General features: G+C 66.1%; 20 protein-coding genes and 1 tRNA gene. 17 read left to right on the top strand and 4 right to left on the bottom strand.

Features of this window, described 5'->3' with window-relative positions:
- The first annotated feature begins 349 nt into the window (after positions 1-349).
- Positions 350-838: a hypothetical protein gene (locus AC5P56_RS11540; protein ID WP_495231664.1), complete on the top strand. Its 489-nt coding sequence runs from the start codon at positions 350-352 to the stop codon at positions 836-838.
- Positions 839-865: 27 nt separating this feature from the next.
- Here the strand turns inward: AC5P56_RS11540 and AC5P56_RS11545 are convergent, their stop codons facing one another.
- Together AC5P56_RS11545 and yhbY are read right to left on the bottom strand one after the other, a co-directional pair.
- Positions 866-1,240 carry an Mth938-like domain-containing protein gene (locus tag AC5P56_RS11545; protein ID WP_014646710.1) on the bottom strand — a complete coding sequence of 125 codons (375 nt, stop codon included), beginning with the start codon at positions 1,238-1,240 and terminating at the stop codon, positions 866-868.
- A 13-nt stretch (positions 1,241-1,253) separates the two neighbouring features.
- Positions 1,254-1,559 carry a ribosome assembly RNA-binding protein YhbY gene (yhbY, locus tag AC5P56_RS11550; RefSeq protein WP_004152868.1) on the bottom strand — a complete coding sequence of 102 codons (306 nt, stop codon included), beginning with the start codon at positions 1,557-1,559 and terminating at the stop codon, positions 1,254-1,256.
- A 65-nt stretch (positions 1,560-1,624) separates the two neighbouring features.
- Here yhbY and rlmE point away from each other — a divergent pair, with 65 nt between their 5' ends.
- The 15 genes from rlmE to AC5P56_RS11625 all read left to right on the top strand — a co-directional run bounded on the left by rlmE (position 1,625) and on the right by AC5P56_RS11625 (position 16,856).
- Positions 1,625-2,257 (top strand): 23S rRNA (uridine(2552)-2'-O)-methyltransferase RlmE, encoded by a 633-nt coding sequence (gene rlmE, locus AC5P56_RS11555; protein ID WP_005409014.1) that lies wholly within the window; start codon positions 1,625-1,627, stop codon positions 2,255-2,257.
- Positions 2,258-2,326: 69 nt separating this feature from the next.
- Positions 2,327-4,261, top strand: a complete 1,935-nt coding sequence (ftsH, locus tag AC5P56_RS11560; RefSeq protein WP_005409015.1) for an ATP-dependent zinc metalloprotease FtsH — start codon at positions 2,327-2,329, stop codon at positions 4,259-4,261.
- A 99-nt stretch (positions 4,262-4,360) separates the two neighbouring features.
- Positions 4,361-4,546 (top strand): hypothetical protein, encoded by a 186-nt coding sequence (locus tag AC5P56_RS11565; protein WP_014646713.1) that lies wholly within the window; start codon positions 4,361-4,363, stop codon positions 4,544-4,546.
- A 462-nt stretch (positions 4,547-5,008) separates the two neighbouring features.
- Positions 5,009-5,905, top strand: a complete 897-nt coding sequence (folP, locus tag AC5P56_RS11570; protein WP_049442300.1) for a dihydropteroate synthase — start codon at positions 5,009-5,011, stop codon at positions 5,903-5,905.
- Positions 5,905-6,858 (top strand): tRNA (adenosine(37)-N6)-dimethylallyltransferase MiaA, encoded by a 954-nt coding sequence (gene miaA, locus AC5P56_RS11575; RefSeq protein ID WP_014646715.1) that lies wholly within the window; start codon positions 5,905-5,907, stop codon positions 6,856-6,858. Before folP ends, miaA begins: the two co-directional genes overlap by 1 nt.
- A gap of 96 nt (positions 6,859-6,954) precedes the next feature.
- Positions 6,955-7,230, top strand: coding sequence for an RNA chaperone Hfq (hfq, locus tag AC5P56_RS11580; protein WP_004152891.1), 276 nt, complete (start codon positions 6,955-6,957; stop codon positions 7,228-7,230).
- Between the two features lie 14 nt (positions 7,231-7,244).
- Positions 7,245-8,555 (top strand): ribosome rescue GTPase HflX, encoded by a 1,311-nt coding sequence (gene hflX / locus AC5P56_RS11585; RefSeq protein ID WP_495220563.1) that lies wholly within the window; start codon positions 7,245-7,247, stop codon positions 8,553-8,555.
- A 119-nt stretch (positions 8,556-8,674) separates the two neighbouring features.
- The gene (locus tag AC5P56_RS11590) at positions 8,675-9,169 is read left to right on the top strand and encodes a CinA family protein (RefSeq protein ID WP_329857532.1); all 495 of its coding nucleotides are present in this window, start codon (positions 8,675-8,677) and stop codon (positions 9,167-9,169) included.
- Between the two features lie 34 nt (positions 9,170-9,203).
- Positions 9,204-10,886, top strand: coding sequence for a 2-polyprenylphenol 6-hydroxylase (gene ubiB, locus AC5P56_RS11595; protein WP_032962195.1), 1,683 nt, complete (start codon positions 9,204-9,206; stop codon positions 10,884-10,886).
- 210 nt (positions 10,887-11,096) lie between these two features.
- Positions 11,097-11,732 carry a transcriptional repressor LexA gene (gene lexA, locus AC5P56_RS11600; RefSeq protein ID WP_032962190.1) on the top strand — a complete coding sequence of 212 codons (636 nt, stop codon included), beginning with the start codon at positions 11,097-11,099 and terminating at the stop codon, positions 11,730-11,732.
- Positions 11,733-11,936: 204 nt separating this feature from the next.
- Positions 11,937-12,974 carry a recombinase RecA gene (gene recA / locus AC5P56_RS11605; protein WP_005412937.1) on the top strand — a complete coding sequence of 346 codons (1,038 nt, stop codon included), beginning with the start codon at positions 11,937-11,939 and terminating at the stop codon, positions 12,972-12,974.
- A gap of 110 nt (positions 12,975-13,084) precedes the next feature.
- Complete coding sequence (recX, locus tag AC5P56_RS11610; RefSeq protein ID WP_046429917.1) at positions 13,085-13,576, top strand: recombination regulator RecX; 492 nt, start codon at positions 13,085-13,087, stop codon at positions 13,574-13,576.
- Between the two features lie 109 nt (positions 13,577-13,685).
- A complete protein-coding gene (gene alaS / locus AC5P56_RS11615; protein ID WP_014646721.1) occupies positions 13,686-16,334 on the top strand; it encodes an alanine--tRNA ligase in 2,649 nt (882 codons plus the stop codon).
- Between the two features lie 147 nt (positions 16,335-16,481).
- Complete coding sequence (gene csrA / locus AC5P56_RS11620; RefSeq protein WP_004152909.1) at positions 16,482-16,685, top strand: carbon storage regulator CsrA; 204 nt, start codon at positions 16,482-16,484, stop codon at positions 16,683-16,685.
- A gap of 78 nt (positions 16,686-16,763) precedes the next feature.
- A tRNA-Ser gene (locus AC5P56_RS11625) sits at positions 16,764-16,856 on the top strand.
- Positions 16,857-16,915: 59 nt separating this feature from the next.
- Here AC5P56_RS11625 and AC5P56_RS11630 read toward each other — a convergent pair.
- A complete protein-coding gene (locus AC5P56_RS11630) occupies positions 16,916-19,246 on the bottom strand; it encodes a TonB-dependent receptor (RefSeq protein WP_495231665.1) in 2,331 nt (776 codons plus the stop codon).
- A 221-nt stretch (positions 19,247-19,467) separates the two neighbouring features.
- On the opposite strand from AC5P56_RS11630, the gene AC5P56_RS11635 reads away from it, so the two are divergent.
- Complete coding sequence (locus tag AC5P56_RS11635) at positions 19,468-19,950, top strand: hypothetical protein (RefSeq protein WP_014646723.1); 483 nt, start codon at positions 19,468-19,470, stop codon at positions 19,948-19,950.
- A 51-nt stretch (positions 19,951-20,001) separates the two neighbouring features.
- Here the strand turns inward: AC5P56_RS11635 and aceE are convergent, their stop codons facing one another.
- Positions 20,002-22,677, bottom strand: a complete 2,676-nt coding sequence (gene aceE / locus AC5P56_RS11640) for a pyruvate dehydrogenase (acetyl-transferring), homodimeric type (protein WP_495231666.1) — start codon at positions 22,675-22,677, stop codon at positions 20,002-20,004.
- Between the last annotated feature and the right edge of the window lie 233 nt (positions 22,678-22,910).

Raw genomic sequence — 22,910 nt, forward strand, 5'->3', positions numbered from 1 at the left:
CGGCGCGCTGATCGTCGATTCATAATCCGGGCGGATCCCCGGCCCGGCGCAGCGCGCCGGGCGTTCGCCGACGGTGCGGCCCATGGGCCGCAAACACCGCCGGCTCACCCGCTACAACGGCAAGCCGGTCGACCCGCAGCAGTACCTGCCGGCGCGTTGAGGCAGTGGGATCGGGTGGCGCCGGGCAATGCTCGGCGTTCCCGACCTGTAGCGTCGAGCCGTGCTCGACTCACTGTACGCTGGCCGCCGTGGGTGGCCGTTTGCGACCTTGAGTGGCACATCTCAAGCTTCCCGACAAGCCAGGGAAGCGGCATGCTTCAACGGAACCAGCCTCCCGATCCGGTGCCGCATGTCTCGCCCAACAGCCCTTTTCGCGCTGCTCATCGTCGCGCCGTTGGCGACCGCCGCCAGCGATCCACGTGACGTGGTCACCCGCCTCTACGACGCCATCCAGGCGCCGCAGTCGAACGAAACGGCGATTGCTCCGCTGCTGGGTGATGCCCTCCGCTCAGCCATCGATGCGCAGCGTGCATATGAACAGGCCTGCACCGCACTGGCCGCGCCCGACGAGAAGCCGCACATGCTCGACCAGAGCCCGTATCTGTTGGCGCCGGACCGGCCGGAGACGATAACGGTGGGAGCGCCAGGATCGAGCGGTGACGCCACCTGGGTCCATGTCGACATGGCCGTGGGCTACTATCGCTGGACCGACCGGGTCCTGCTGCAGCGGCAGGGCCCGGACTGGAAGGTCATGGATATCCGCTGGGGGCAGGGTGGCAACCTGATCGGTCGGCTGCAGGCGTTCTCCGCGTTCCGCTGCACACCTTCGGGCAGCTAGTGCCCGGGCGCACCCGGCGGCTCGAACTCAGCCTTCCAGGATGAAGGCGGCCGCGACCTTGCGGCCTTCGCCGGCCAGAATGTTGAAGGTGCGCGCGGCGGCCGGATTGTTCATCACCTCCAGGCCGATGCCACGCGACAGACAGGCGGCCATCACCACCGCGGGCGGGAATACCTGACGGTCTCCCGTGCCGAGCACGATCAGCGCCGGATTCAGCGCCAGGATCGGCTCCAGGTCCGCCAACTGCAGCGCGGCGGCACTTGCCACCGGCCAGTGCGTGACCAGTTGGTCCGGGGTGAGGAAGAAACTGCCGCCCAGCACCTGGTCATTCACCTTGGCCGAGCGGCCATCTGCGGCACGCAGGCTGTAGGCGTAATCCGGCGGTTCGTGGTTCAGCTGCATGACGGTAGGACGATCAGCCGCGCGGCAGCACGATCTGGCGCTGTTCCTTGCTCGGGCGGTACAGCACCGCGACGTGGCCGATGCGCTGCACCAGCGCGCTTTCGGTGGCTTCGACGATCTCGCCGATCATCACATCACGGGCGTCGCGATCCTCTGCGGCGACCTTCACCTTGACCAGTTCGTGGCGCTCCAGCACTTCGTTCAGCTCCGCGATGAAGGCTGGGGTCACACCCTTGCCGCCGGTCTGCAGCAGGGCCTTCAGGTCGTGGGCTTGGCCGCGCAGGAAACGGGTCTGGGAGGCGGTCAGGGCGATGGACATGCAGGAAAACACGGTTGAATGGGACGATCAGGGTATCATGAGGACCCCATCAGCCCCTATTTTCAATGGCTACCCGCAGCAAAAGCAGCCAGCGCTGGCTCAAGGAACACTTCTCCGACCCCTTCGTGAAGAAGGCGCAGGCCGAGGGCATGCGCTCGCGCGCCGCCTACAAGCTCGAGGAGCTGCTCGAACGTGACCGCCTGCTGAAGCCGCACATGGTGGTGGTCGACCTTGGCGCGGCCCCCGGTGGCTGGTCTCAGCAGGTCCGGAGACAGATCGGCGACACCGGTCGCGTGCTGGCGCTGGACATCCTGGACATGCCGCCGCTGGCCGGCGTGGAGTTCCTTCATGGTGACTTCAGGGAAGAAGCCGTCCTATCGCAGTTTGAAGCCATGCTCGGGGATCAGCCGGTAGACCTTGTGCTGTCGGACATGGCCCCCAATAAGAGTGGTGTAGGCGCGGTCGACCAGCCGCGGATGATGCACCTGGCGGAGCTGGCCCTGGATTTTGCCGACAACCACCTGAAGACCGGTGGGGCGTTCCTGATCAAGCTGTTCCAGGGTGAGGGCTTTGACGACTACGTGCGCGATATGCGCCGCCGTTACGACAAGGTCTCCATCCGCAAGCCGGAGGCGTCGCGCAAGCGCTCTCCCGAGGTGTATGCCTTGGGTCAGGGAAAACGCGCCCACATGAAGTAAGCTCGCAACGTACGCAAGTTCGACCCCAACGCAACGCCAGCACTGAGAGGAACACCGGAGCCAATGAGGATGAACGACTTGACCAAGAACCTCCTGCTATGGGTGGTCGTCGCCGTCGTGCTGATGGTGGTCTTCCAGAGCTTCTCGCCGAAGTCCTCCGGGGCCGGCGCGCAGGGCGCGTCGTACTCGCAGTTCCTGGACCAGGTGGACAGCGGCAACGTGCAGAAGGTCGCCTTCGGCGGCGACATGCGCGGCGGCACCAGCCAGCTGACCTACACCACCCGCGGTGGGCAGTCGTCCACCATCACCGCGCCGTTCGATCGTGACCTGATCAACGTGCTGCGCACCAAGAACGTGGAGATCGTGCAGGAGGAGCCGTCCAGCGGCATCTCCCTGGGCGCGATCCTGATGAATTTCCTGCCGGTCATCCTGATCATCGGCTTCTGGTTGTTCATCATGCGCCAGATGCAGGGCGGTGGCGGCGGTGCCAAGGGCGCGATGTCCTTCGGCAAGTCGCGCGCCAAGCTGCAGGGCGAGGACCAGATCAAGGTCACCTTCGCCGACGTCGCCGGCTGCGACGAGGCCAAGGAAGAAGTGGGCGAGCTGGTCGACTTCCTGCGCGACCCGTCCAAGTTCACCAAGCTGGGCGGCAAGATTCCGCGCGGCGTGCTGATGGTGGGCCCGCCGGGTACCGGCAAGACGCTGCTGGCCAAGGCCATTGCCGGCGAAGCCAAGGTGCCGTTCTTCTCGATCTCCGGTTCGGACTTCGTGGAAATGTTCGTCGGCGTGGGCGCCAGCCGCGTGCGTGACATGTTCGAGCAGGCCAAGAAGCACGCCCCGTGCATCATCTTCATCGACGAAATCGATGCCGTCGGTCGCCACCGTGGCGCCGGCCTGGGCGGCGGTCATGACGAGCGCGAGCAGACCCTGAACCAGCTGCTGGTCGAGATGGACGGTTTTGAAGGCGGCGAAGGCGTGATCGTGATCGCCGCGACCAACCGTCCGGACGTGCTGGATCCGGCGCTGCTGCGTCCGGGCCGTTTCGACCGCCAGGTGGTGGTCGGCCTGCCGGACGTGAAGGGCCGCGAGCACATCCTGAAGGTCCACATGCGCAAGCTGCCGCTGGCCGACGATGTCGAGCCGATGGTGATCGCACGTGGTACCCCCGGCTTCTCCGGCGCCGACCTGGCCAACCTCTGCAACGAGGCGGCCCTGTTCGCCGCGCGCGGCAACGAGAAGGAAGTCCGCATGGACCACTTCGACCGTGCCCGCGACAAGATCCTGATGGGTGCCGAGCGCCGCTCGATGGCCATGAGCGAGGACGAGAAGACCCTGACCGCGTACCACGAAGCGGGTCACGCCATCGTCGGCCGCCTGGTGCCCGAGCACGATCCGGTCTACAAGGTCACCATCATTCCGCGCGGCCGTGCGCTGGGCGTGACGATGTACCTGCCGGAAGGCGACAAGTACTCGATGAACCGCGTGGCGATCCAGTCGCAGCTGTGCTCCCTGTACGGCGGCCGTGTCGCCGAAGAGCTGATCTTCGGCGAGGACAAGGTCACCACCGGCGCCTCCAACGACATCGAGCGCGCAACCAAGATGGCCCGCAACATGGTCACCAAGTGGGGCCTGTCGGAGCAGCTCGGCCCGATCGCCTATGGCGAAGAGGACGACGAGGTGTTCCTGGGGCGTTCGGTCACCCAGCACAAGAGCGTGTCCAACGACACGGCGCGCCGGATCGACGAGGAAGTGCGCAACATCCTCGACAAGGCCTATGCCCGCACCACCCAGCTGTTGACCGAGAACATCGACAAGCTGCATGCGATGTCGCAGCTGCTGCTGCAGTACGAGACCATCGACGCACCGCAGATCGACGCCATCATGGAAGGCCGCGATCCGCCGCCGCCGGCGGGCTGGAGCAAGTCGAACAAGGACGGTGGCAACGACAAGGGCGGCGACGCCCGCCCGCTGCCGCCGATCGCAGGCCCGGCCGAATCGCATTGACGGCCCGCTGCACGTAACACCAGACGAGGCCGGGGAAACCCGGCCTTGTCGTTTCCGGGCCTTCGGCCCCTTCCGAACCGAACTGATGCTGGAGCCTGCATGTCCGCCCCGAAGCCTGAACCGATTTCCCACACCGCCGAAATGATCATCGCCACCGTGGTCGGCGTGGGCGTAGGGCTGGGCGCCGACAACCTGCTGCTGGGCTGCGTGGTGGGTATCGGTGTCGGCATCGTGCTGAGCATCGCCAGAACCCTGTACGTGGACCGCAAGCGCCGCCGCCGTTGAGGGGTGTCCGCAGGGCTGCGCCCTGCACCCGCGGTAGTGCCGGCCGCTGGCCGGCAACCTCAGCAGCAGCAGCTGCATTCCGCGATTTGGTGGGGCGGTGTCGGAGGGCGGGGACGCCGTGAACCCATCCATGGGGGCTTGGCAGCCGCATCCATACGGCTGACACCCCGCCCTCCGACACCGCCCCACCTCTGACAGATTCCGGCCGCTGTTGGTAGGTGTCGACCTTGGTCGACACGGTAGATCCACGCCATGCGTGGATGAATCTCTGTCAGATATCGAATCAATTCGGGGTCAGATCCGTTTTCCGTAGGAAAACGGATCTGACCCCACGCCATCCCTCAGTACACCTGCTGTTGCTTCGGCTGTTGCTTCAGCTGTTGCTGTAGCCCGGGCCTCTGCGGGTGCAGGGCGCCGCCCTGCCGAACTAAACTACCCGCCGTCGTCCCTGCAGGATTGCCCATGTTCGATACCTCGCCCCAGCTCGATTGCGCCGGCCGCATCCTGCGCCTGGACCGTGCCCGGGTCATGGGCATCGTCAACGTCACCCCGGACTCCTTCTCCGATGGCGGCGCGCATGACACCACCGAGGCTGCGGTCGCCCACGGCCTGAAGCTGGTCGAGGAGGGCGCCGACCTGCTCGATATCGGCGGCGAATCGACCCGCCCGGGCGCTGCGCCGGTATCGGTCGAGGAGGAGCTGCGCCGGGTGATTCCGGTGATCGAGCAGCTGGCCGCCCGCACCCGGGTGCCGATCAGCATCGATACCTTCAAGCCGGAGGTGATGCGCGCGGCGGTGGCCGCTGGCGCCGGCATGATCAACGACATCTTCGCCCTGCGCCAGGGCGGTGCGCTTGAAGCTGCCGCCGAAAGCGGCGTGCCGGTGGTGCTGATGCACATGCAGGGCGAGCCGGGCCACATGCAGGCCGATCCGCACTACGACGACGTGGTCGCCGAGGTGCATGGTTTCCTGGTGCAGCGCCTGTTCGCTGCCGAGATGGCGGGCATTGCGAAGAAGAACCTGCTGATCGACCTTGGTTTTGGCTTCGGCAAGAGCACCGCCCACAACATGACCCTGCTGGCGCGTTCGGAGCGCTTCCTGGAACTGGGGGTGCCGGTGCTGGCCGGCCTGTCACGCAAGCGCAGCCTGGGAGAACTCACTGGCCGCGGCACGCCCTCCGAACGCGTGGCGGCTTCGGTGGCCGCGCACCTGATCGCGGTCCAGCGTGGCGCGCGCATCGTGCGCGTGCATGACGTGGCGGCCACCGTCGATGCGCTGAAGATCTGGCAGGCAGTGGAGGCCGTGCCGACGCCGCGTGCCGACGCTGCGCCGACGATCCGCTGGCCGGACGAAGACTGATGGGCGTCGATCGGCGGCCGCTGGCGATCGCCGTGATGGGGCCGACCGCCAGTGGCAAGACCGCCACCGCAATCGCTTTGGCACAGCAACTGGACGGCGAAATCGTCAGCGTCGATTCGGCGCTGGTATACCGCCACCTGGACATCGGCTCGGCCAAGCCTGATGCGGCCGAGCGTGCACAGGCGCCGCACCATCTGCTGGACCTGCGCGATCCCTGGCAGACCTATTCGGCGGCCGAGTTCGCCGCCGATGCCGGCCGGGTCGTGGCCGACATCGTGGCACGCGGCAAAACGCCGATCCTGGCAGGTGGCACGGGGCTGTACTTCCGGGCCCTGCTGCAGGGCCTGTCGCCGATGCCGGAGGCCGACCCGGTGATGCGCGAAGCACTCAGCACCGAGGCGGCCGAGCGGGGCTGGGCGGCATTGCACGCAGAGCTGGCCGAGGTCGATCCGGCCGCCGCCGCACGCATCCATGCCACCGACCCGCAACGCATCCAGCGGGCACTGGAGGTCTATCGCCTGACCGGCACGCCCATCACTGAATGGCAGCGCCGTCCGGGCGTGGCGCCGCTGCCGGTGCGCACCCTCAAGCTGATCCTGGCCCCGCGTGACCGCGCGGTACTGCACCAGCGCATCGAGGCGCGCTTCGACACCATGCTGGCGCAGGGCTTCCTGGACGAAGTGCGGGCACTGCGCGCGATGCCGGAAATGGCCGCCGTGGAGGCCCCGTTGGACCTGCCGGCGGTGCGTGCGGTCGGCTATCGCCAGGCCTGGGAGTACCTGGACGGGGAGGGTGATGCCGCCCGTTTCCGTGACAAGGCGATCTTCGCCACCCGCCAGCTGGCCAAGCGCCAGCTGACGTGGCTGCGCGGCGAGCTTGATGCGCGCTGGTTCGACCCCCATATCGACCAGGAGCGCCTTGCCGGCGCGGTGTCGGCCTTCGTCGCACGCTGAACCCCCGCCAGCCGTGTAACATCATCGGTCGGCGGGCGGCTCGGGGGCCGTGGCAACCGTCGGCAACCCAATAAGAACAATAATCAGGAGTGTGCAATGTCCAAGGGGCAATCGCTGCAGGATCCTTTCTTGAACGCACTGCGGCGCGAGCGCGTGCCGGTTTCGGTGTACCTGGTGAACGGCATCAAGCTGCAGGGCACGATCGAGTCGTTCGACCAGTTCGTGGTCCTGCTGCGCAACACGGTCAGTCAGATGGTCTACAAGCACGCCATTTCCACGGTGGTTCCGGCACGCAACGTGAAGGTCGGTCCGGGCGGTGGTTACGTGCAGTCGGGTGAAGGTGGTCAGGCAGGTGATGAAGCAGACGAGTAATACCGGAGCGGTGAATGTTTGACCGCTCGAAAAAGGGCGAACACGCCCTGTTGATCCAGCCCCATTTCGGCAAGCTGGAAGACGATGTGCTGGAAGAGTTCGGTGATCTGGCCCGCTCGGCTGGGGCCAGCATCGCCGCGACGATCACCGCGCGCCTGGACCGTCCGAATCCGTCAACCCTGATCGGCAGCGGCAAGCTGGACGAGATCAAGGCCGCGGCCGATGCCAGTGGCGCCGACCTGATCCTGGTCAACCATGCGCTGAGCCCGGGTCAGGAGCGCAACCTGGAACGCTTCCTCGAGCGCCGGGTGATCGACCGCACCGGTCTGATCCTGGACATCTTTGCCCAGCGTGCACACAGCCACGAGGGCAAGCTGCAGGTCGAGCTGGCGCAGCTGCGTCACCTGGCCACGCGATTGGTTCGCGGCTGGACCCACCTGGAGCGCCAGCGCGGCGGTTCGATCGGCCTGCGTGGCCCGGGTGAGACCCAGCTGGAAACCGACCGCCGCCTGTTGCAGAAGCGGGTCGAGCAGCTGCAGAAGCGCCTGGAGAAGGTTGAAGTGCAGCGCACCCAGATGCGCCGTGCGCGCGTGCGCAGCGAGCTGCCGCGCGTGGCCCTGGTGGGCTACACCAACGCTGGCAAATCGACCCTGTTCAACGCCATGACCGGCGCCGAGGCCTATGCCGCCGACCAGCTGTTCGCCACGCTGGACCCGACCGTGCGCCGCGTCGCGGTCCCGGGCGGCAGCGTGGTGCTGGCCGACACCGTCGGTTTCGTCCGCGACCTGCCGCATGATCTGGTCGCCGCGTTCCGCTCGACGCTGTCCGAGGCACGCGAGGCCGATTTCCTGCTGCATGTGGTCGACGCCGCCGATCCGCACCGCGAGGAGCGCATCGCCCAGGTGGACGAGGTGCTGACCGCGGTCGGTGCCGGTGACCTGCCGCAGCTGCTGGTGTTCAACAAGATCGACCGCATCGACGGTGCCGACGTCCGCCACGATGGCCAGGATGGCGTGCCCGACGAGTCGCGTCGTGAACGTGTCTGGATTTCCGCGCGTGACGGGCAGGGCCTTGAGCTGCTGCAGGCAGTGCTGGGCAAGCGCCTTGGCCTGCAGCACGTGACCGGTGAATTGCGCCTGCCGCCGGATGCCGGCCGCCTGCGTGCGCGCCTGCACCAGCTGGAAGTGATCCGCAGCGAACAGGCCGATGAAGAGGGCTGGCTGCTGCAGGTGGACCTGCCGATTGCCGAAGCCGAGAAGCTGGCCGCCGGTGCCGATGGCGCGCCGATCCGGGCGCTGCTGCCGGAGAAACTGCCGGAGTGGTGAGCTAGCGGCCCATGGCTGGTGGTGCCGGCCGCTGGCCGGCAACGCAATCGTGCCGGAGGGGCGCGACATCCGGCTGTCATCTGCGGTACAACGGGGTTCTTCACCCCACCGTCATGCCGATGTCCATCCCCACCGACGCCGATCTCAATGCCCAGTCCGCCGCGCTCGGGCAGCGCCTGCAACAGGCCTCGCTGCAGCTGGTCACGGCCGAAAGCTGCAGTGGCGGCTGGATCGCCAAGTGCATGACCGACATCGCCGGTTCTTCGGCGTTCTTCGACTGCGGCATGGTGGTCTACAGCTATGAAGCCAAGCAGCGCCTGCTGGGCGTGCGTGCGCAGACGCTGGAACAGTTCGGCGCGGTCAGTCGCGAAACCGTTCTGGAGATGGTGTCCGGTGCGCTGGTCAATTCCGGTGCCGGCATCGCCGTGGCGGTGACCGGTATCGCCGGCCCCGGCGGTGGCAGTCCGGACAAGCCAGTCGGCAGTGTCTGGATCGGCTGGAAGCGCCGCGGTGGTTACGCCCGCGCCGAGCTGTTCCAGTTCGATGGCGACCGCGAAGCCATCCGCCGGCAAACCGTGGCGGCGGCATTGCACGGTATCGACGCCCAGCTGTGACATGCTGCTCCGGTAACCGTCCGGAGCACGCATGATGTGGGAAACGCTGGGCACGGTCCGTGACCTGGGCCGACTGCAGGAAATCGCCGTTGTCCTGATCCGCTACGGCTTCGGCGACGTGGTTCGGCGCATCGGCCTGGCCAGCACGCTGGAGCGGGCAGGGCGCCTGTTGCACTGGAACGAGGACCGGCAGGAGCTGCTGCGGATGACCGCACCGGTGCGCGTGCGCAGTGCGATGCAGGATCTTGGCCCGACCTTCGTCAAGCTTGGCCAGGTGCTGGCAACGCGCGTCGACCTGTTGCCGCCGGAGTGGATTGCCGAGCTGTCCGAACTGCAGAACGCGGTGCCGGCCCTGCCGTACGCCGAGATCCGCGGGCAGCTCGAAGCCGACCTGGGCGCGTCGCCGGCGGAGGTATTCGCCTTCCTTGACGAAACCCCGATGGCCGCCGCCTCGCTGGCGCAGGCCCATCGCGCGCGGCTGCATGATGGTCGTGAGGTGGTGCTGAAGGTGCGGCGTCCCGGCATCCGCGACGTGGTCGAGGCCGACCTGCGGCTGCTGGCGCGGCTGGCCGAGATCGTCGAGGCCCGGTTGCCGGACCTGCGTCGCTATCGCCCGGCCGAGGTCGTGCAGCAGTTCACCGTATCGCTGCGCCGCGAGCTGGATTTTGCCGCCGAATGCCGCAATGCCGAACGCATCGCGCGCAACTTCAGCGGCCGCGACGACATACTGATTCCGAAGGTGCACTGGCAGTGGACCTGCGAGAGCCTGAACGTGCAGGACTTCGTCGACGGCATTCCCGGCCGCGATCTGGCCGGCGTCGATGCGGCGGGCCTGGACCGGCGCGAGCTGGCGCGGCGTGGTGCCGGCATCGTGCTGAAGATGGTGCTGGAGGACGGCAGCTTCCACGCCGATCCACACCCTGGCAACATCATCTACCTGCGTGACGGCCGCATCGGCGTGATCGATTTCGGCATGGTCGGTGCGCTGTCCGAAGTGCGCCGCTTCCAGGTCGCGCAACTGCTGCACGGCCTGGTCGAGCAGGACCCGCAGGGCGTGGCCGACGTGCTGCTGGACTGGGCCGGCGGCGTGGAAGTGGACGAGAACCGGCTGCAGCACGACATCAGCCAGTTCGTCGACCAGTACCGTGGCGTGCCGCTGAAGGATCTGCGCATCGGCCTGATGCTGGGCGACATCACCCAGCTGCTGCGCAGCTACAGCCTGACCCTGCCGGCCGACCTGGCACTGATGATCAAGGCCTTCCTGACCCTGGAAGGCATGGGCCGGCAGCTGGATCCGGATTTCGACATGGCCAGCGCCGCCCGCCCGTTCCTGGAGCGCGTGGTGCTGCAGCGTTATGCGCCCAGGGCGCTGCTCAAGCGCGGCCGGCGCAGCCTGTTGGGCCTGGTCGACTTCGCCGGCGAGTTGCCGCGCGACCTGCGCAAGCTGGTCCAGGCAGCGCGCCGTGGGCGCCTCCAGCTGAAGGTGGAGACCACCGCGCTGCAGGGCTTTGGCGAGCAGGTGAACCGGGCCGCGAACCGACTGGTGGTGGGCGTGATCACGGCCGCGCTGATCATCGGCTCGTCGATCGTGATGCACAGCGTCGGCGGGGTTTCCAGCCGCTGGTTGCTGGCGCTGGGCGTGTGCGGATTCATCGGCGCCGGCTTCTGCGGCGTATGGATCCTGGTTTCGATATGGAGAAGCGGCAAGCACACGTAGGCAGGTGCACGAAGTGCGCCTGTTGCGGTTCCACAGGAACCGCAGAATCGCGCAGCGATTCCTGTAGAGCCGAGCCATGCTCGGCTGCTCTTGCCTGGGTCGGCCCCGTCATTCGCGCGACTGCCGAGCATGCCTCGGCCCAACAAGCCCGCACCACCCCGATCGCCCCGGCACTTGCAGTCGCGCATATTAGTAGTAATACTACTAACCATGGACCTGACCGACACCCAGCAGGCGATCCTGCAGTTGATCGCCGAGCGTATCGAGAGCGAAGGCGCACCGCCGTCGCAGACTGAAATCGCACGCGCATTCGGCTTCAAGGGCGTGCGCGCGGCCCAGTACCACCTGGAAGCCCTGGAGCAGGCCGGTGCGATCCGTCGCATCCCGGGTCAGGCCCGCGGCATCCGCCTGGTGCAGGCACCGCCGGTCGAGAAGCTGGCCGAGCCGGGCCTGGCCGACAGCGTGCTGCGGCTGCCGGTGCTGGGCCGGGTTGCGGCCGGCCTGCCGATCGGCGCCGACATCGGCTCGGACGATTTCGTGGTGCTGGACCGGGTGTTCTTCTCGCCGGCGCCGGACTACCTGCTGAAGGTGCAGGGCGACTCGATGATCGATGAGGGCATCTTCGACGGTGACCTGATCGGCGTGCACCGCACCCGCGACGCCCATTCCGGGCAGATCGTGGTGGCCCGCATCGATGACGAGATCACGGTCAAGCTGCTGAAGATCGCCAAGGATCGCATCCGCCTGCTGCCGCGCAATCCCGACTACAAGCCGATCGAGGTGCTGCCGGATCAGGACTTCGCGATCGAGGGCCTCTATTGCGGCCTGTTGCGGCCCAACCGTTGACCCGTTCCGTAGCGCATTACCCCGCGGTCTTTTGTGGCGATTCTCTGGTTCCACTGAGGTTGGTACGGATGTCCGATAATTCTTTTCAGAGCGCCGGGCAGAATCTCAGCCTGTGCGATACGTCCGACTTAAAGTGAGCCCATGGCAAAGAAGACCCCCAAAGACAGCACCTCCAACGACACGACCTCTGCAAGGACCAATCCGATGGACGAGAACAAGAAGCGCGCCCTCGCTGCAGCTCTGGGCCAGATCGAAAAGCAGTTCGGCAAGGGCTCGGTGATGCGCATGGGCGACCGCGTGGTCGAGCCCGTCGAAGCCATCCCGACCGGTTCGCTGATGCTCGACATCGCGCTGGGCATTGGTGGTCTGCCAAAGGGCCGTGTCGTTGAGATCTACGGGCCGGAATCCTCGGGCAAGACCACCTTGACCCTGCAGGCCATCGCCGAATGCCAGAAGATGGGCGGCACCGCGGCCTTCATCGACGCCGAGCACGCGCTGGACCCGATCTACGCCGCCAAGCTGGGCGTGAACGTGGACGACCTGCTGCTGTCGCAGCCGGACACCGGTGAGCAGGCGCTGGAAATCGCCGACATGCTGGTCCGTTCGGGTTCGGTGGACATCCTGGTGATCGACTCGGTTGCCGCGCTGACCCCGAAGGCCGAAATCGAAGGCGAGATGGGCGACCAGCTGCCAGGCCTGCAGGCCCGCCTGATGAGCCAGGCGCTGCGCAAGCTGACCGGCAACATCAAGCGCTCCAACACCCTGGTGATCTTCATCAACCAGCTGCGCATGAAGATCGGCGTGATGATGCCGGGCCAGAGCCCGGAAACCACCACCGGTGGCAACGCGCTCAAGTTCTACGCCTCGGTCCGCCTGGACATCCGCCGTATCGGCGCGATCAAGAAGGGTGACGAGATCATCGGTAACCAGACCAAGATCAAGGTCGTCAAGAACAAGCTGGCACCTCCGTTCAAGCAGGTCATCACCGAAATCCTGTATGGCGAAGGCATCAGCCGTGAAGGCGAGCTGATCGACATGGGTGTGGATGCCAAGCTGGTGGAGAAGGCTGGCGCCTGGTACAGCTACGGTGAAGAACGCATTGGCCAGGGCAAGGACAACGCCCGCGGCTACCTGCGCGACAACCCGACTGTCGCCGCCAAGCTCGAGGCCGAGCTGCGCGAGAAATTCCAGCCGGCCGAAGCGGCCCGCGAGGAAGGCGACGACGAAGGCGAAGACGAATAAGGCTTGCTGTGGGGCAGGGTGGCGCCGTCAGTGACGTCGCCCTGTCCCGCAGGTTCGAATCGCCCAGGGATGGGCTGGGCGCCACGGATGGCGCCACCCTTGGAGTACCCATGTCCGACGCCGAAGACATTCCGACCGGCCGCAAGCGCCGGCCGCGTGAGCAGACCCCCGTGCAACGGGCGTTGGGCCTGCTGGTCCGCCGCGAGCACTCGCGCAAGGAACTCACCCGCAAGCTGACCTCCCGTGGCATCGAAGACGAAGCCGCGCAGGCCGCTGTCGCCAAGTTGACCGAGGCCGGCTGGCAGGACGACACCCGTTTTGCCGAGAACCTGGTGAGGATGCGCGCCAACACCGGTTATGGGCCGATCCATGTCCGCGCCGAGCTGGGGACCCATGGCCTGGACAGTGCCGCGATTGCCGCAGCGATGGACAGCTACGAAGGCGACTGGCAGGAAAACGCCCGTGATCTGGTCCGCCGACGCTTTGGCGAGGCCGGCCCGCAGGACCTGACGCAGCGGCGCAAGGCTGCCGATCTGCTGGCCCGGCGGGGCTTCGACGGCGACAGCATCCGCCGCGCGACCCGCTACGACCCGGATGACTGAGACTGGCGGCGCCGGGCCTGATACCCTTTAGGTTTTCGGCGGTCCCTCGCGACCCTGGCCAACGCGGCCGGTGGTCCGGGTCCGCCGGCCCGCAGACTGCCAGCCCCCAATGAACGCATCCGCCAAATTCACGACATCCCAGATCCGCAGCGACTTCCTTGAGTTCTTCAAGGGTAAAGGCCACACCATCGTGCCGTCGGCGCCGCTGGTGCCGGGCAATGATCCGACCCTGCTGTTCACCAACTCCGGCATGGTGCAGTTCAAGGACGTGTTCCTTGGCGCGGAAAAGCGCAGCTACGTGCGCGCGGCCGACGTGCAGCGCTGCCTGCGCGCGGGCGGCAAGCACAACGACCTCGACCAGGTCGGCTACACCGCGCGCCACCACACCTTCTTCGAAATGCTGGGCAACTGGTCGTTCGGCGACTACTTCAAGAAGGACGCGATCGCCTGGGCCTGGGAGCTGCTGACCCAGGTCTGGAAGCTGCCGGCCGAACGCCTGCTGGTCACCGTGTACCAGACCGACGACGAAGCCTACGAACTGTGGCGCGACATGGTCGGCGTTCCGGAAGAGCGCATCGTACGCATCGGCGACAACAAGGGCGCGCCGTTCGCTTCGGACAACTTCTGGCAGATGGCCGACACCGGCCCGTGCGGCCCGTGCACCGAGATCTTCTACGACCACGGTGATCATATTGCCGGTGGTCCCCCGGGTTCCCCGGACGAAGACGGCGACCGTTTCATCGAGATCTGGAACCTGGTGTTCATGCAGTTCGACCGCCAGCCCGACGGCACCCTGGTGCCGCTGCCGGCGCCGTGCGTGGATACCGGCATGGGCCTGGAGCGCCTGGCGGCGATCCTGCAGCACGTGCACACCAACTATGAGATCGACCTGTTCCAGGCGCTGATCCGCAAGGCTTCCGAGCTGACCGGCACCGCCGACCTGGAGAACAAGTCGCTGCGCGTGATTGCCGACCACATCCGTGCCTGTTCGTTCCTGATCGTCGATGGCGTGCTGCCGTCCAACGAAGGCCGCGGTTACGTGCTGCGCCGTATCATCCGCCGCGCCCTGCGCCATGGCTGGATGCTGGGTGTGCGCCAGCCGTTCTTCAGCAAGCTGGTGCCGACCCTGGTCGAGCAGATGGGCGAGGCCTATCCAGAGCTGCCGGCGGCGGTGGACACCGTCACCCGTGCGCTGCAGGCCGAAGAAGAGCGTTTCGCCGAAACCCTCGACGCCGGCATGAAGATCTTCGAGGACGTGGCCGGCAAGGCCAGCAATGGCGTGATCCCGGGCGTTGACGCGTTCCGCCTGTACGACACTTATGGCTTCCCGCTCGACCTGACCCAGGACATTGCCCGCGAGCGCGACCTGACCGTCGACATCGCCGGCTTCGATGCCGCGATGGAACAGCAGCGCGAAACCGCACGGGCGGCCGGCAAGTTCGGCGGCGGCGTGACCCTGCCGGCCGAGCTGGTGGCAACGCTGAGCCCGACCCTGTTCCTGGGCTATGACCGCCTGCAGGCCGACGGCCTGAGCGTGCTGGCCCTGCTCAAGGACGGTCGTCCGGTGCAGTCGGCCGATGCCGGTGATTCGGTCATCGTCATCACCAACCAGACCCCGTTCTATGCCGAATCCGGCGGCCAGGTCGGTGACACCGGCGTGCTGGCTGGCAACGGCGTGCGCCTGGCGGTGGAGGACACCCAGAAGTTCGCCGGCCAGTTCCATGGCCACGTCGGCACCTTGTCCGAAGGCGGCCTGAAGGTCGGCGATGTGCTGTCCGGCCAGGTCGATGGCGAGCGCCGTGGCGCCACCATCCTCAACCACTCGGCCACCCACCTGCTGCACGCCGCGCTGCGCGAAGTGCTGGGCACCCACGTGCAGCAGAAGGGCTCGCTGGTCGCGCCGGACCGCCTGCGTTTCGACTTCTCGCACTTCCAGCCGATCAGCGCGGAAGAGCTGGCGGTGATCGAGCGCAAGGTCAACCAGCAGGTGCGTGCCAACAACGCCGCTGAAGTGCACACCATGGCCATGCAGGAAGCGCTGGACTTCGGCGCGATGGCCCTGTTCGGCGAGAAGTACGGTGAGCACGTGCGCGTGCTGAAGATGGGTGACTACTCCACCGAGCTGTGCGGTGGCACCCACGTCAACCGTACCGGCGACATCGGTCTGTTCAAGATCACCTCCGAGGGCGGTGTTTCCGCCGGCGTGCGCCGCATCGAGGCGGTTACCGGCCAGGGTGCCCTGGACTACGTGGACGCCGAAGAGGCCCGCCTGGCCGAGGCCGCTGAACTGCTCGGTGGCAGCGCTGCCGACGTGGTCGAGAAGATCCGTGCCCTCGGCCAGCGCCAGAAGCAGCTGGAACGCGAACTGGAGGCGGTGAAGGCCAAGGTCGCCGCCGGTGCCACGGCCGACCTGTCCGGCCAGGCCGTCGAGGTCGCCGGCGTGAAGGTGCTGGCTGCCCGCCTGGAGGGCTTCGACGCCAAGGCCCTGCGTGACGCCATGGACCGCCTGAAGCAGCAGCTGGGCGACGCGGTGATCGTGCTGGCCGGTGCCCAGGACGGCAAGGCCGCCCTGGTCGCGGGTGTGAACGGCAGCGCAATGGGCAAAGTCAAGGCCGGGGAACTGTTGTCCCATATCGCCGGTCAGATCGGGGGCAAGGGCGGCGGACGCCCGGACCTCGCCCAGGGTGGTGGCGAGGACGGGCCCGCCCTTGCCACTGCGCTGGCTGCAGTCGTCGAATGGGTCAGCCCCCGCCTGTGATGAACCCTGCCGTCCCCCTCCTTGTAGGAGCGGGACGGCTGACGGTACCATTGCGAATCTTTTCCCTTTGTCGTGGTAGCGCTTCTTGACGGAGCGTCAAGCCGGTGGGGGATACCCTTCCACACGGTTCCATGGAGACTTACAAAAATGTTGATCCTGACTCGCCGCGTCGGCGAAACCCTGATGATCGGTGACTCGGTGAGCGTCACCGTGCTTGGCGTCAAGGGTAACCAGGTGCGTATCGGCATCACTGCGCCGAAGGACGTCGCTGTGCATCGCGAAGAGATCTACCAGCGCATCCAGCGTGGTGATGAAGCCGGTGGCACCGGTAGCGAAAATTCTGCCGAATAACGCTTTACCTTCGCACTCGATTAACGTTATGATTCACGCCCCGCTGAGGTGCAACGCACCAGACGCGGAGAATACCCCGGAGTGATGCCCGAGTGGCCGAAGGGGCTCCCCTGCTAAGGGAGTATAGGGTCAAAAGCTCTATCGAGGGTTCGAATCCCTCTCACTCCGCCAGATACAAAGAAGCGCCTGCAGATCCTCGATCTGCAGGCGTTTTTCTTTATGGCCGGCCTTCAGAGCCGTATCGTCACGCCGACCTGGAAGCCCCGCCCCGGCAGGGGCGCGATGTACTTCAGCGGCGAGTTGTGCGGCCGCGCTTCTTCATTGAGCAGGTTGCTGCCATTGACGAACACTTCCACGCCTGCGATGTAGCTGTTGCGCACTGGAAGTTCGCGGCTGACCTGCAGGTCGACCAGGTTGAATGCGTCGAGCGGAATTTCCTCACTGACATTGCGACCCAGGTACTTCTGCGCGTCGTAGTAGGTGCTGGACAGTTGTGCCTTCCAGCCTTCGCGCTGCCACTGCAGGTTGGCGCCGTAGCGGTTGGTCGGCATGTTCGGCAGATACTCGCCGTCGTTGTGGGCGCGTAGCGAATCCGGGTGGTCGGCCTTGTTCTTCACCAGGTCGGCGAAGGCGGAGACGTTCAACGTGCCATAGCGGCCCAGGTCCAATGCCTGCGACGCGTCGATCTCGAAGCCCTTCACCGTGGTGTCGGTCTGCTTCCAGTACTTCAGCGGCAGGCGGTTGGCGGTCTGCAGGCCGGAATAGCCGAGATAGAGGTAGTTCTCGTACCGCATCCGGTACGCGGTGGCGGACAGCTCGAAACCGCCGAGGTGGAACAGGCCGGTCAGTTCCAGGTTCTTCGCGCGCTCCGGTTCCAGGTTCTGGTTGCCTTCTTCCTGTGTCATCACGGAATAGTGCGCGTTGCTGGCATACAGCTCGTTGATCTCCGGGGCGCGCTGTGAGGATGAGTAACGGACCTTGGCCGCGAACAAGGGGCCGAGCTCGACGTACGAGCCGAGGCTGTAGCTGTTGAGCCGGTAGTCGCGGTCCTGCAGTTTCGTGTTGGCGGCATTGCGCGCGGTCTTGAAGCGGCTGGGCTGTAGTGCGTGGTCGACCCGTTCGTGGCGTACGCCAGCATCGAAGGTAACCCAGCCGACGTCCACCGTTTCCTTCAGGAATACCGCATTGCTGCGGGTGTCCACGTCCGGCAGGTAGCGCTGCGAGCCGCTGCCGCTGACATCACGCGACTGGTGGCTGAAACCGACCAGGCCGCTGAGCGGGCCGACGCGTTGATGGCTGAGCAGCAACTCGGCCTGGGTGCTCTCGAAATCGTAGTCGTTTGCCCTGGTGGTACCCAGCCGCTCGCCTGAAGTGTTGTCCAGCCTGGACACGCGGAGTTCCGCGCGCTCGAACCACGGCAGCGGATCACGCAGCAGGGCTTCCAGCGCGTAGCGCTGCTGCTTGATCACCACGCCCACCGGCAGGCCATCGGCATGGTTGGAACCGAACGACAGGTTCTGCATCGAGAAGCCCGGCACGCCGTACTCGCTGTCCTTGGCATCGATGCTGACACCGACGTAGCCGCGGTCAAAGAACAGGGTCGAGCCGAAGGCCACCTGCGCGTTGCGCGCATGGCTGTTGCCCAGCCGATGATGGTAGTCGGGCGTCACATCATTGTTGATCTGCTTCTGCACGTATGAAGGCGTGCCGGCGACATAGGCAGGATTGACCGGGTTGATATAGGTGCGGCGCTGCCAGACCGAGGTCGGGTTGTTGGTGTAGAACGAGAATTCACCATCGGCCCAGTCAGGATTCTCGGTCATGAACTGGTCGATGTAAGGATGCGAGGCCTTGTTGTAGATCTGCTGTACGCGTGCTTCCTTCTGGCAGCTGTCGGCCAGCGCCGAGTTGACGCCGCCGGTCGTCGGGAACAGTCGGGTGTTGCAGACACGGGCCTTGCTGTTGCCGGGGATGTCGTAGTGCGAGATGCGCTGGCGCGAGACCTGCAGGTTGGTCGAGAGGTTGCGCTGGTTGTTGAAGTTCATGCGGAAGCCCTGCGCATCGGCGGCATTGAAGCCCTTGCGCAGGACCAGTTCCATCGACTGGTCCTTGTCTTCCATGCTGCGCGAGATCAGGCCCGAATCGATCTCCACGCTGCCGCCGATCGCATTGCCGCCATAGCGCACCGTGTCCGAGGACTTGTTGACGGTGACGCTGCGCACGAACAGTGGATCGAACGGAATGTTGATGTCGCCGCTGATCGCGTTCATGCCGAGGATGGACTGGCCGTCCTGCAGGATCTGCACGCGGTTGCCGCTGAGGCTGCGGATGACCGGGGCGCCTGCGTTCGGCCCGAAAGCACTGTTCTGCACGCCGGAGACGTGTTCGAGCAGGCCGCCGAGGGTGCGGTTCTGCGCCTGCGGATTGTCGACGGTGACCCGGCTGTCGATGCGCGAGGGCTGGGAGGCCTGGACCTGGAGGGTGGGGAGGGTGGGTTCGTCCGCGGCCTGGGCGGCGTGGACGGCGAACAGAATGGCAGCAGCAAGCAGGTGGCGACGCATGGCAGGACTCGTGAAGGCGAAGTGAAATGTTATAACGTAACTCTTTGTATCGGCAAGGACGGATGAGACCTTGCCGCCAGACCGAAATCGCGGGGGCGCGAATGAGGTTGCCGCGTGTTCAGCGCCCCGCCTTGCGCCGGGCGCCGCTGCTGTGCACGATCCGAGGCGCTGCGCCCCACAACGCGTCACGCAGAATCTTCTTCACTGGAACGGAGCAACGTATGAAGCTGTTGTCCGCTGTGTTGTTGTCTGCGCTTTCACTCCCCGCCGTTCCGGCGCTGGCTGTGGAGACTTCGCCTTCCCCCCTGCTGGGGCGCTGGTCGCTGGATATCGCCACGTCTGCGCTACCCGAAGCGCAGCGCCCGAAGCACGTGGTGCTCGAGTTCAAGGACGCCGGTGGTGGCCGCTGGAGCTCGCACGTGGACATCGTCCTGCACGACGGCAAGACCATGAAATCCGACGGCACGCTGGCCCTGGATGGCACGCCCGGCGCCCTGTCCGGCACCTATGGCGCGGACAAGGCCAACCTGAAACTGCCTGCACCGAACACGCTGGTGATGCAGCTGGTGGACCATGGCACGCCGGCCTCCACCCGCATCTACACCGTGGCGGATGACCAGGCGACGATGACCGAGACCAAGGCGTTCTACGGTCATGACGGTACGCCGATCCTGCAGACCAACCTGTTCAAGCGCATGCCGTAGCGATGCTGCATTCACCACGCCCGCAGGGCAGGCGTGGTGAATGCAACGGCGTTACACGGCGGCGGCCGGATCGCGCTTGCCGGTGTCGATGCCGTACTTGTCGATCGCGTCCTGCATCCGCGAGCGTTCGATGCGGCCTTCGTCGGCCAGCGACTTCAGGGCCGCCAGTACGATGAAGTGGCGATCCACTTCGAAGAACGTGCGCAGCGATTCACGCGTGTCGGAACGGCCGAAGCCATCGGTCCCCAATGCGGTGAAGCGGCGGTCGTTGATGAAGGGACGGATCTGGTCGCTGACGATCTTCATGTAGTCGGTGGCCACCACCACCGGGCCTTCATGACCCTGCAGGCACTGCTGCACGTAGGGCACGCGCGGTTTTTCGGCCGGATGCAGCAGGTTCCAGCGCTCGGCGGACAGCCCGTCGCGGCGCAGTTCGGTCAGGCTGGTCGCGCTCCACACATCGCTGGCGATGCCGAAGTCCTGCTGCAGCAGGTCTGCCGCGGCTTCCACTTCGCGCAGGATCGAGCCGCTGCCCATCAGCTGCACGCGTGGCTGCAAGGCGTTGTCGGCGGCTGCCGGATGCAGCAGGTACAGGCCCTTCAGGATGCCGGCTTCGGTGCCTTCGGGCAGTGCCGGCTGCGGGTAGTTCTCGTTGAGTACGGTGATGTAGTAGTAGATGTCTTCCTGGTCGACATACATGCGGCGCAGGCCGTCGTGGATGATCACCGCCAGTTCGTAGTTGTAGGTCGGGTCGTAGGACACGCAGCTCGGAATCACCGACGACAGCACGTGGCTGTGGCCGTCATCGTGCTGCAGGCCTTCGCCCATCAGCGTGGTGCGGCCCGACGTGGCACCGAGCAGGAAGCCGCGGGTACGCGCGTCGGCAGCGGCCCAGGCCAGGTCACCGACGCGCTGCAGGCCGAACATCGAATAGAAGATGTAGAACGGAATCGTGGCCAGGCCGTGGTTGCTGTAGGCGGTGCCGGCGGCGATCCATGAACAGATCGCACCGGATTCGTTGATGCCTTCCTGCAGGATCTGACCGTCCTTGGCTTCCTTGTAATAGCTCAGCTGGCCGGCATCCTGCGGGGTGTACAGCTGGCCCAGGTAGGAGTGGATACCGATCTGGCGGAACAGGCCTTCCATGCCGAAGGTGCGCGATTCATCGGGCACGATCGGAATCACCAGCTTGCCCAGATCCGGGTCCTTCAGCAGGCTGGTGAGGATGCGCACGAAGCCCATGGTGGTGGACTGGCCGCGATCGCCACTGCCCTGCAGCTGGGTGTTGAAGATCGACAGCGGCGGCAGCGGCAGCGGATCCACCTTGACCAGGCGCGCCGGCAGCTGCCCACCCTGGATGCGGCGGCGTTCGGCGAAGTAGGCGGCCTCGGCGCTGCCCGGTTCCGGGCGCAGATAGGGCATCTCCTCCAGCTGCTCGTCGCTGACCGGCAGGTTGAAGCGGTCGCGGAAGGCGCGTACTGCATCGGCGCTCATCTTCTTCAGCTGGTGGTTGATGTTCTGGCCTTCGCCGGCTTCGCCCATGCCGAAACCCTTGACCGTCTTGGCCAGGATCACCGTCGGCCGGCCGCGGGTGTTCACCGCCTGCTGGTAGGCGGCGTACACCTTCTGCGGATCGTGGCCACCACGTGCCAGCGCCCAGATGTCGTCATCGCTCATGTGCGCGACCAGCTCCAGCAGCTCGGGGTAACGGCCGAAGAAATGCTCGCGCACGTAAGCACCGCTCTGCGACTTGAAGGTCTGGTAGTCGCCATCCACGCATTCCATCATGCGCTGGCGCAGCAGGCCGCTGTGGTCGCGGGCCAGCAGGTCGTCCCAGCCACTGCCCCAGATCAGCTTGATCACGTTCCAGCCGGCCGCGCGGAACGTGCCTTCCAGTTCCTGGATGACCTTGGCGTTGCCGCGCACCGGACCGTCCAGGCGCTGCAGGTTGCAGTTGACCACGAACACGATGTTGTCCAGCCGCTCGCGGCCGGCCAGCGAAATCGCCGCCAGCGATTCGGGCTGGTCCATCTCGCCGTCGCCGAGGAAGGCCCAGACCTTGCGGTCCTGGTGCTGCTTCAGGCCGCGGTACTCGAGGTAACGCATGTAGCGCGCCTGGTAGGCGGCGGTCAGCGGGCCCAACCCCATCGACACGGTGGGGAACTGCCAGAACTCCGGCATCAGGCGCGGGTGTGGATACGAAGACAGGCCGTCACGACCGGCTTCGCGGCGGAAGTTGTCCATCCGTGCCGGATCGATGCGCCCTTCCACGTACGCACGGCCATAGATGCCCGGCGCGGAATGGCCCTGGATGTAGATCATGTCGCCGTCAAAGGTGTCGGTACGGCCACGGAAGAAGTGGTCGAAGCCCACGTCGTACAGCACCGCCGCCGACTGGTAGGTGGCGATGTGGCCGCCGACGTTGGAGTGCTTGCCGGCGCGCAGCACCATCACCATCGCATTCCAGCGGATCATCGCGTTCAGCCGGCGCTCGATGGCCAGGTCGCCCGGGTAGGCCGGCTGGCGCTCCGGCGGGATGGTGTTGACGTAGGCGGTCCACGCGCGCGCATGCAGATCGCCGTGCCGCTGCGCATCCAGCTCGCTGAGCTGGTCGATAAGGTACTGCGCGCGTGGCCGGCCACCGGCCTGCATCACCGCCTCCAGCGATTCACGCCACTCCCGCGTTTCCAGCGGGTCGGTATCGAAGGGGGTCAGGGCTTGGTTCATGACTGTCTCCAGAGGGCGCCGACTCTGCCTGGGCGACAACACCGGCAGGGCGCACAGCACTGGAGCGGGGTCGCAATGGCGGGGCCGTGACGCGAAGGGCGACCGTCGCGGCCACCGGGGAGGCAAGCGTAGGCCCGGCCCCGCGGCTTCGATAGGCGGGCCTGGCTTGGATCTCTGGCAAGCAAGGGTTGGCAGGGTGCGCCGTATCATGGGCGAATGTGCCGGGCGGAGAG

It is taken from the genome of Stenotrophomonas sp. YJH_SMC_131 (assembly GCF_059367975.1).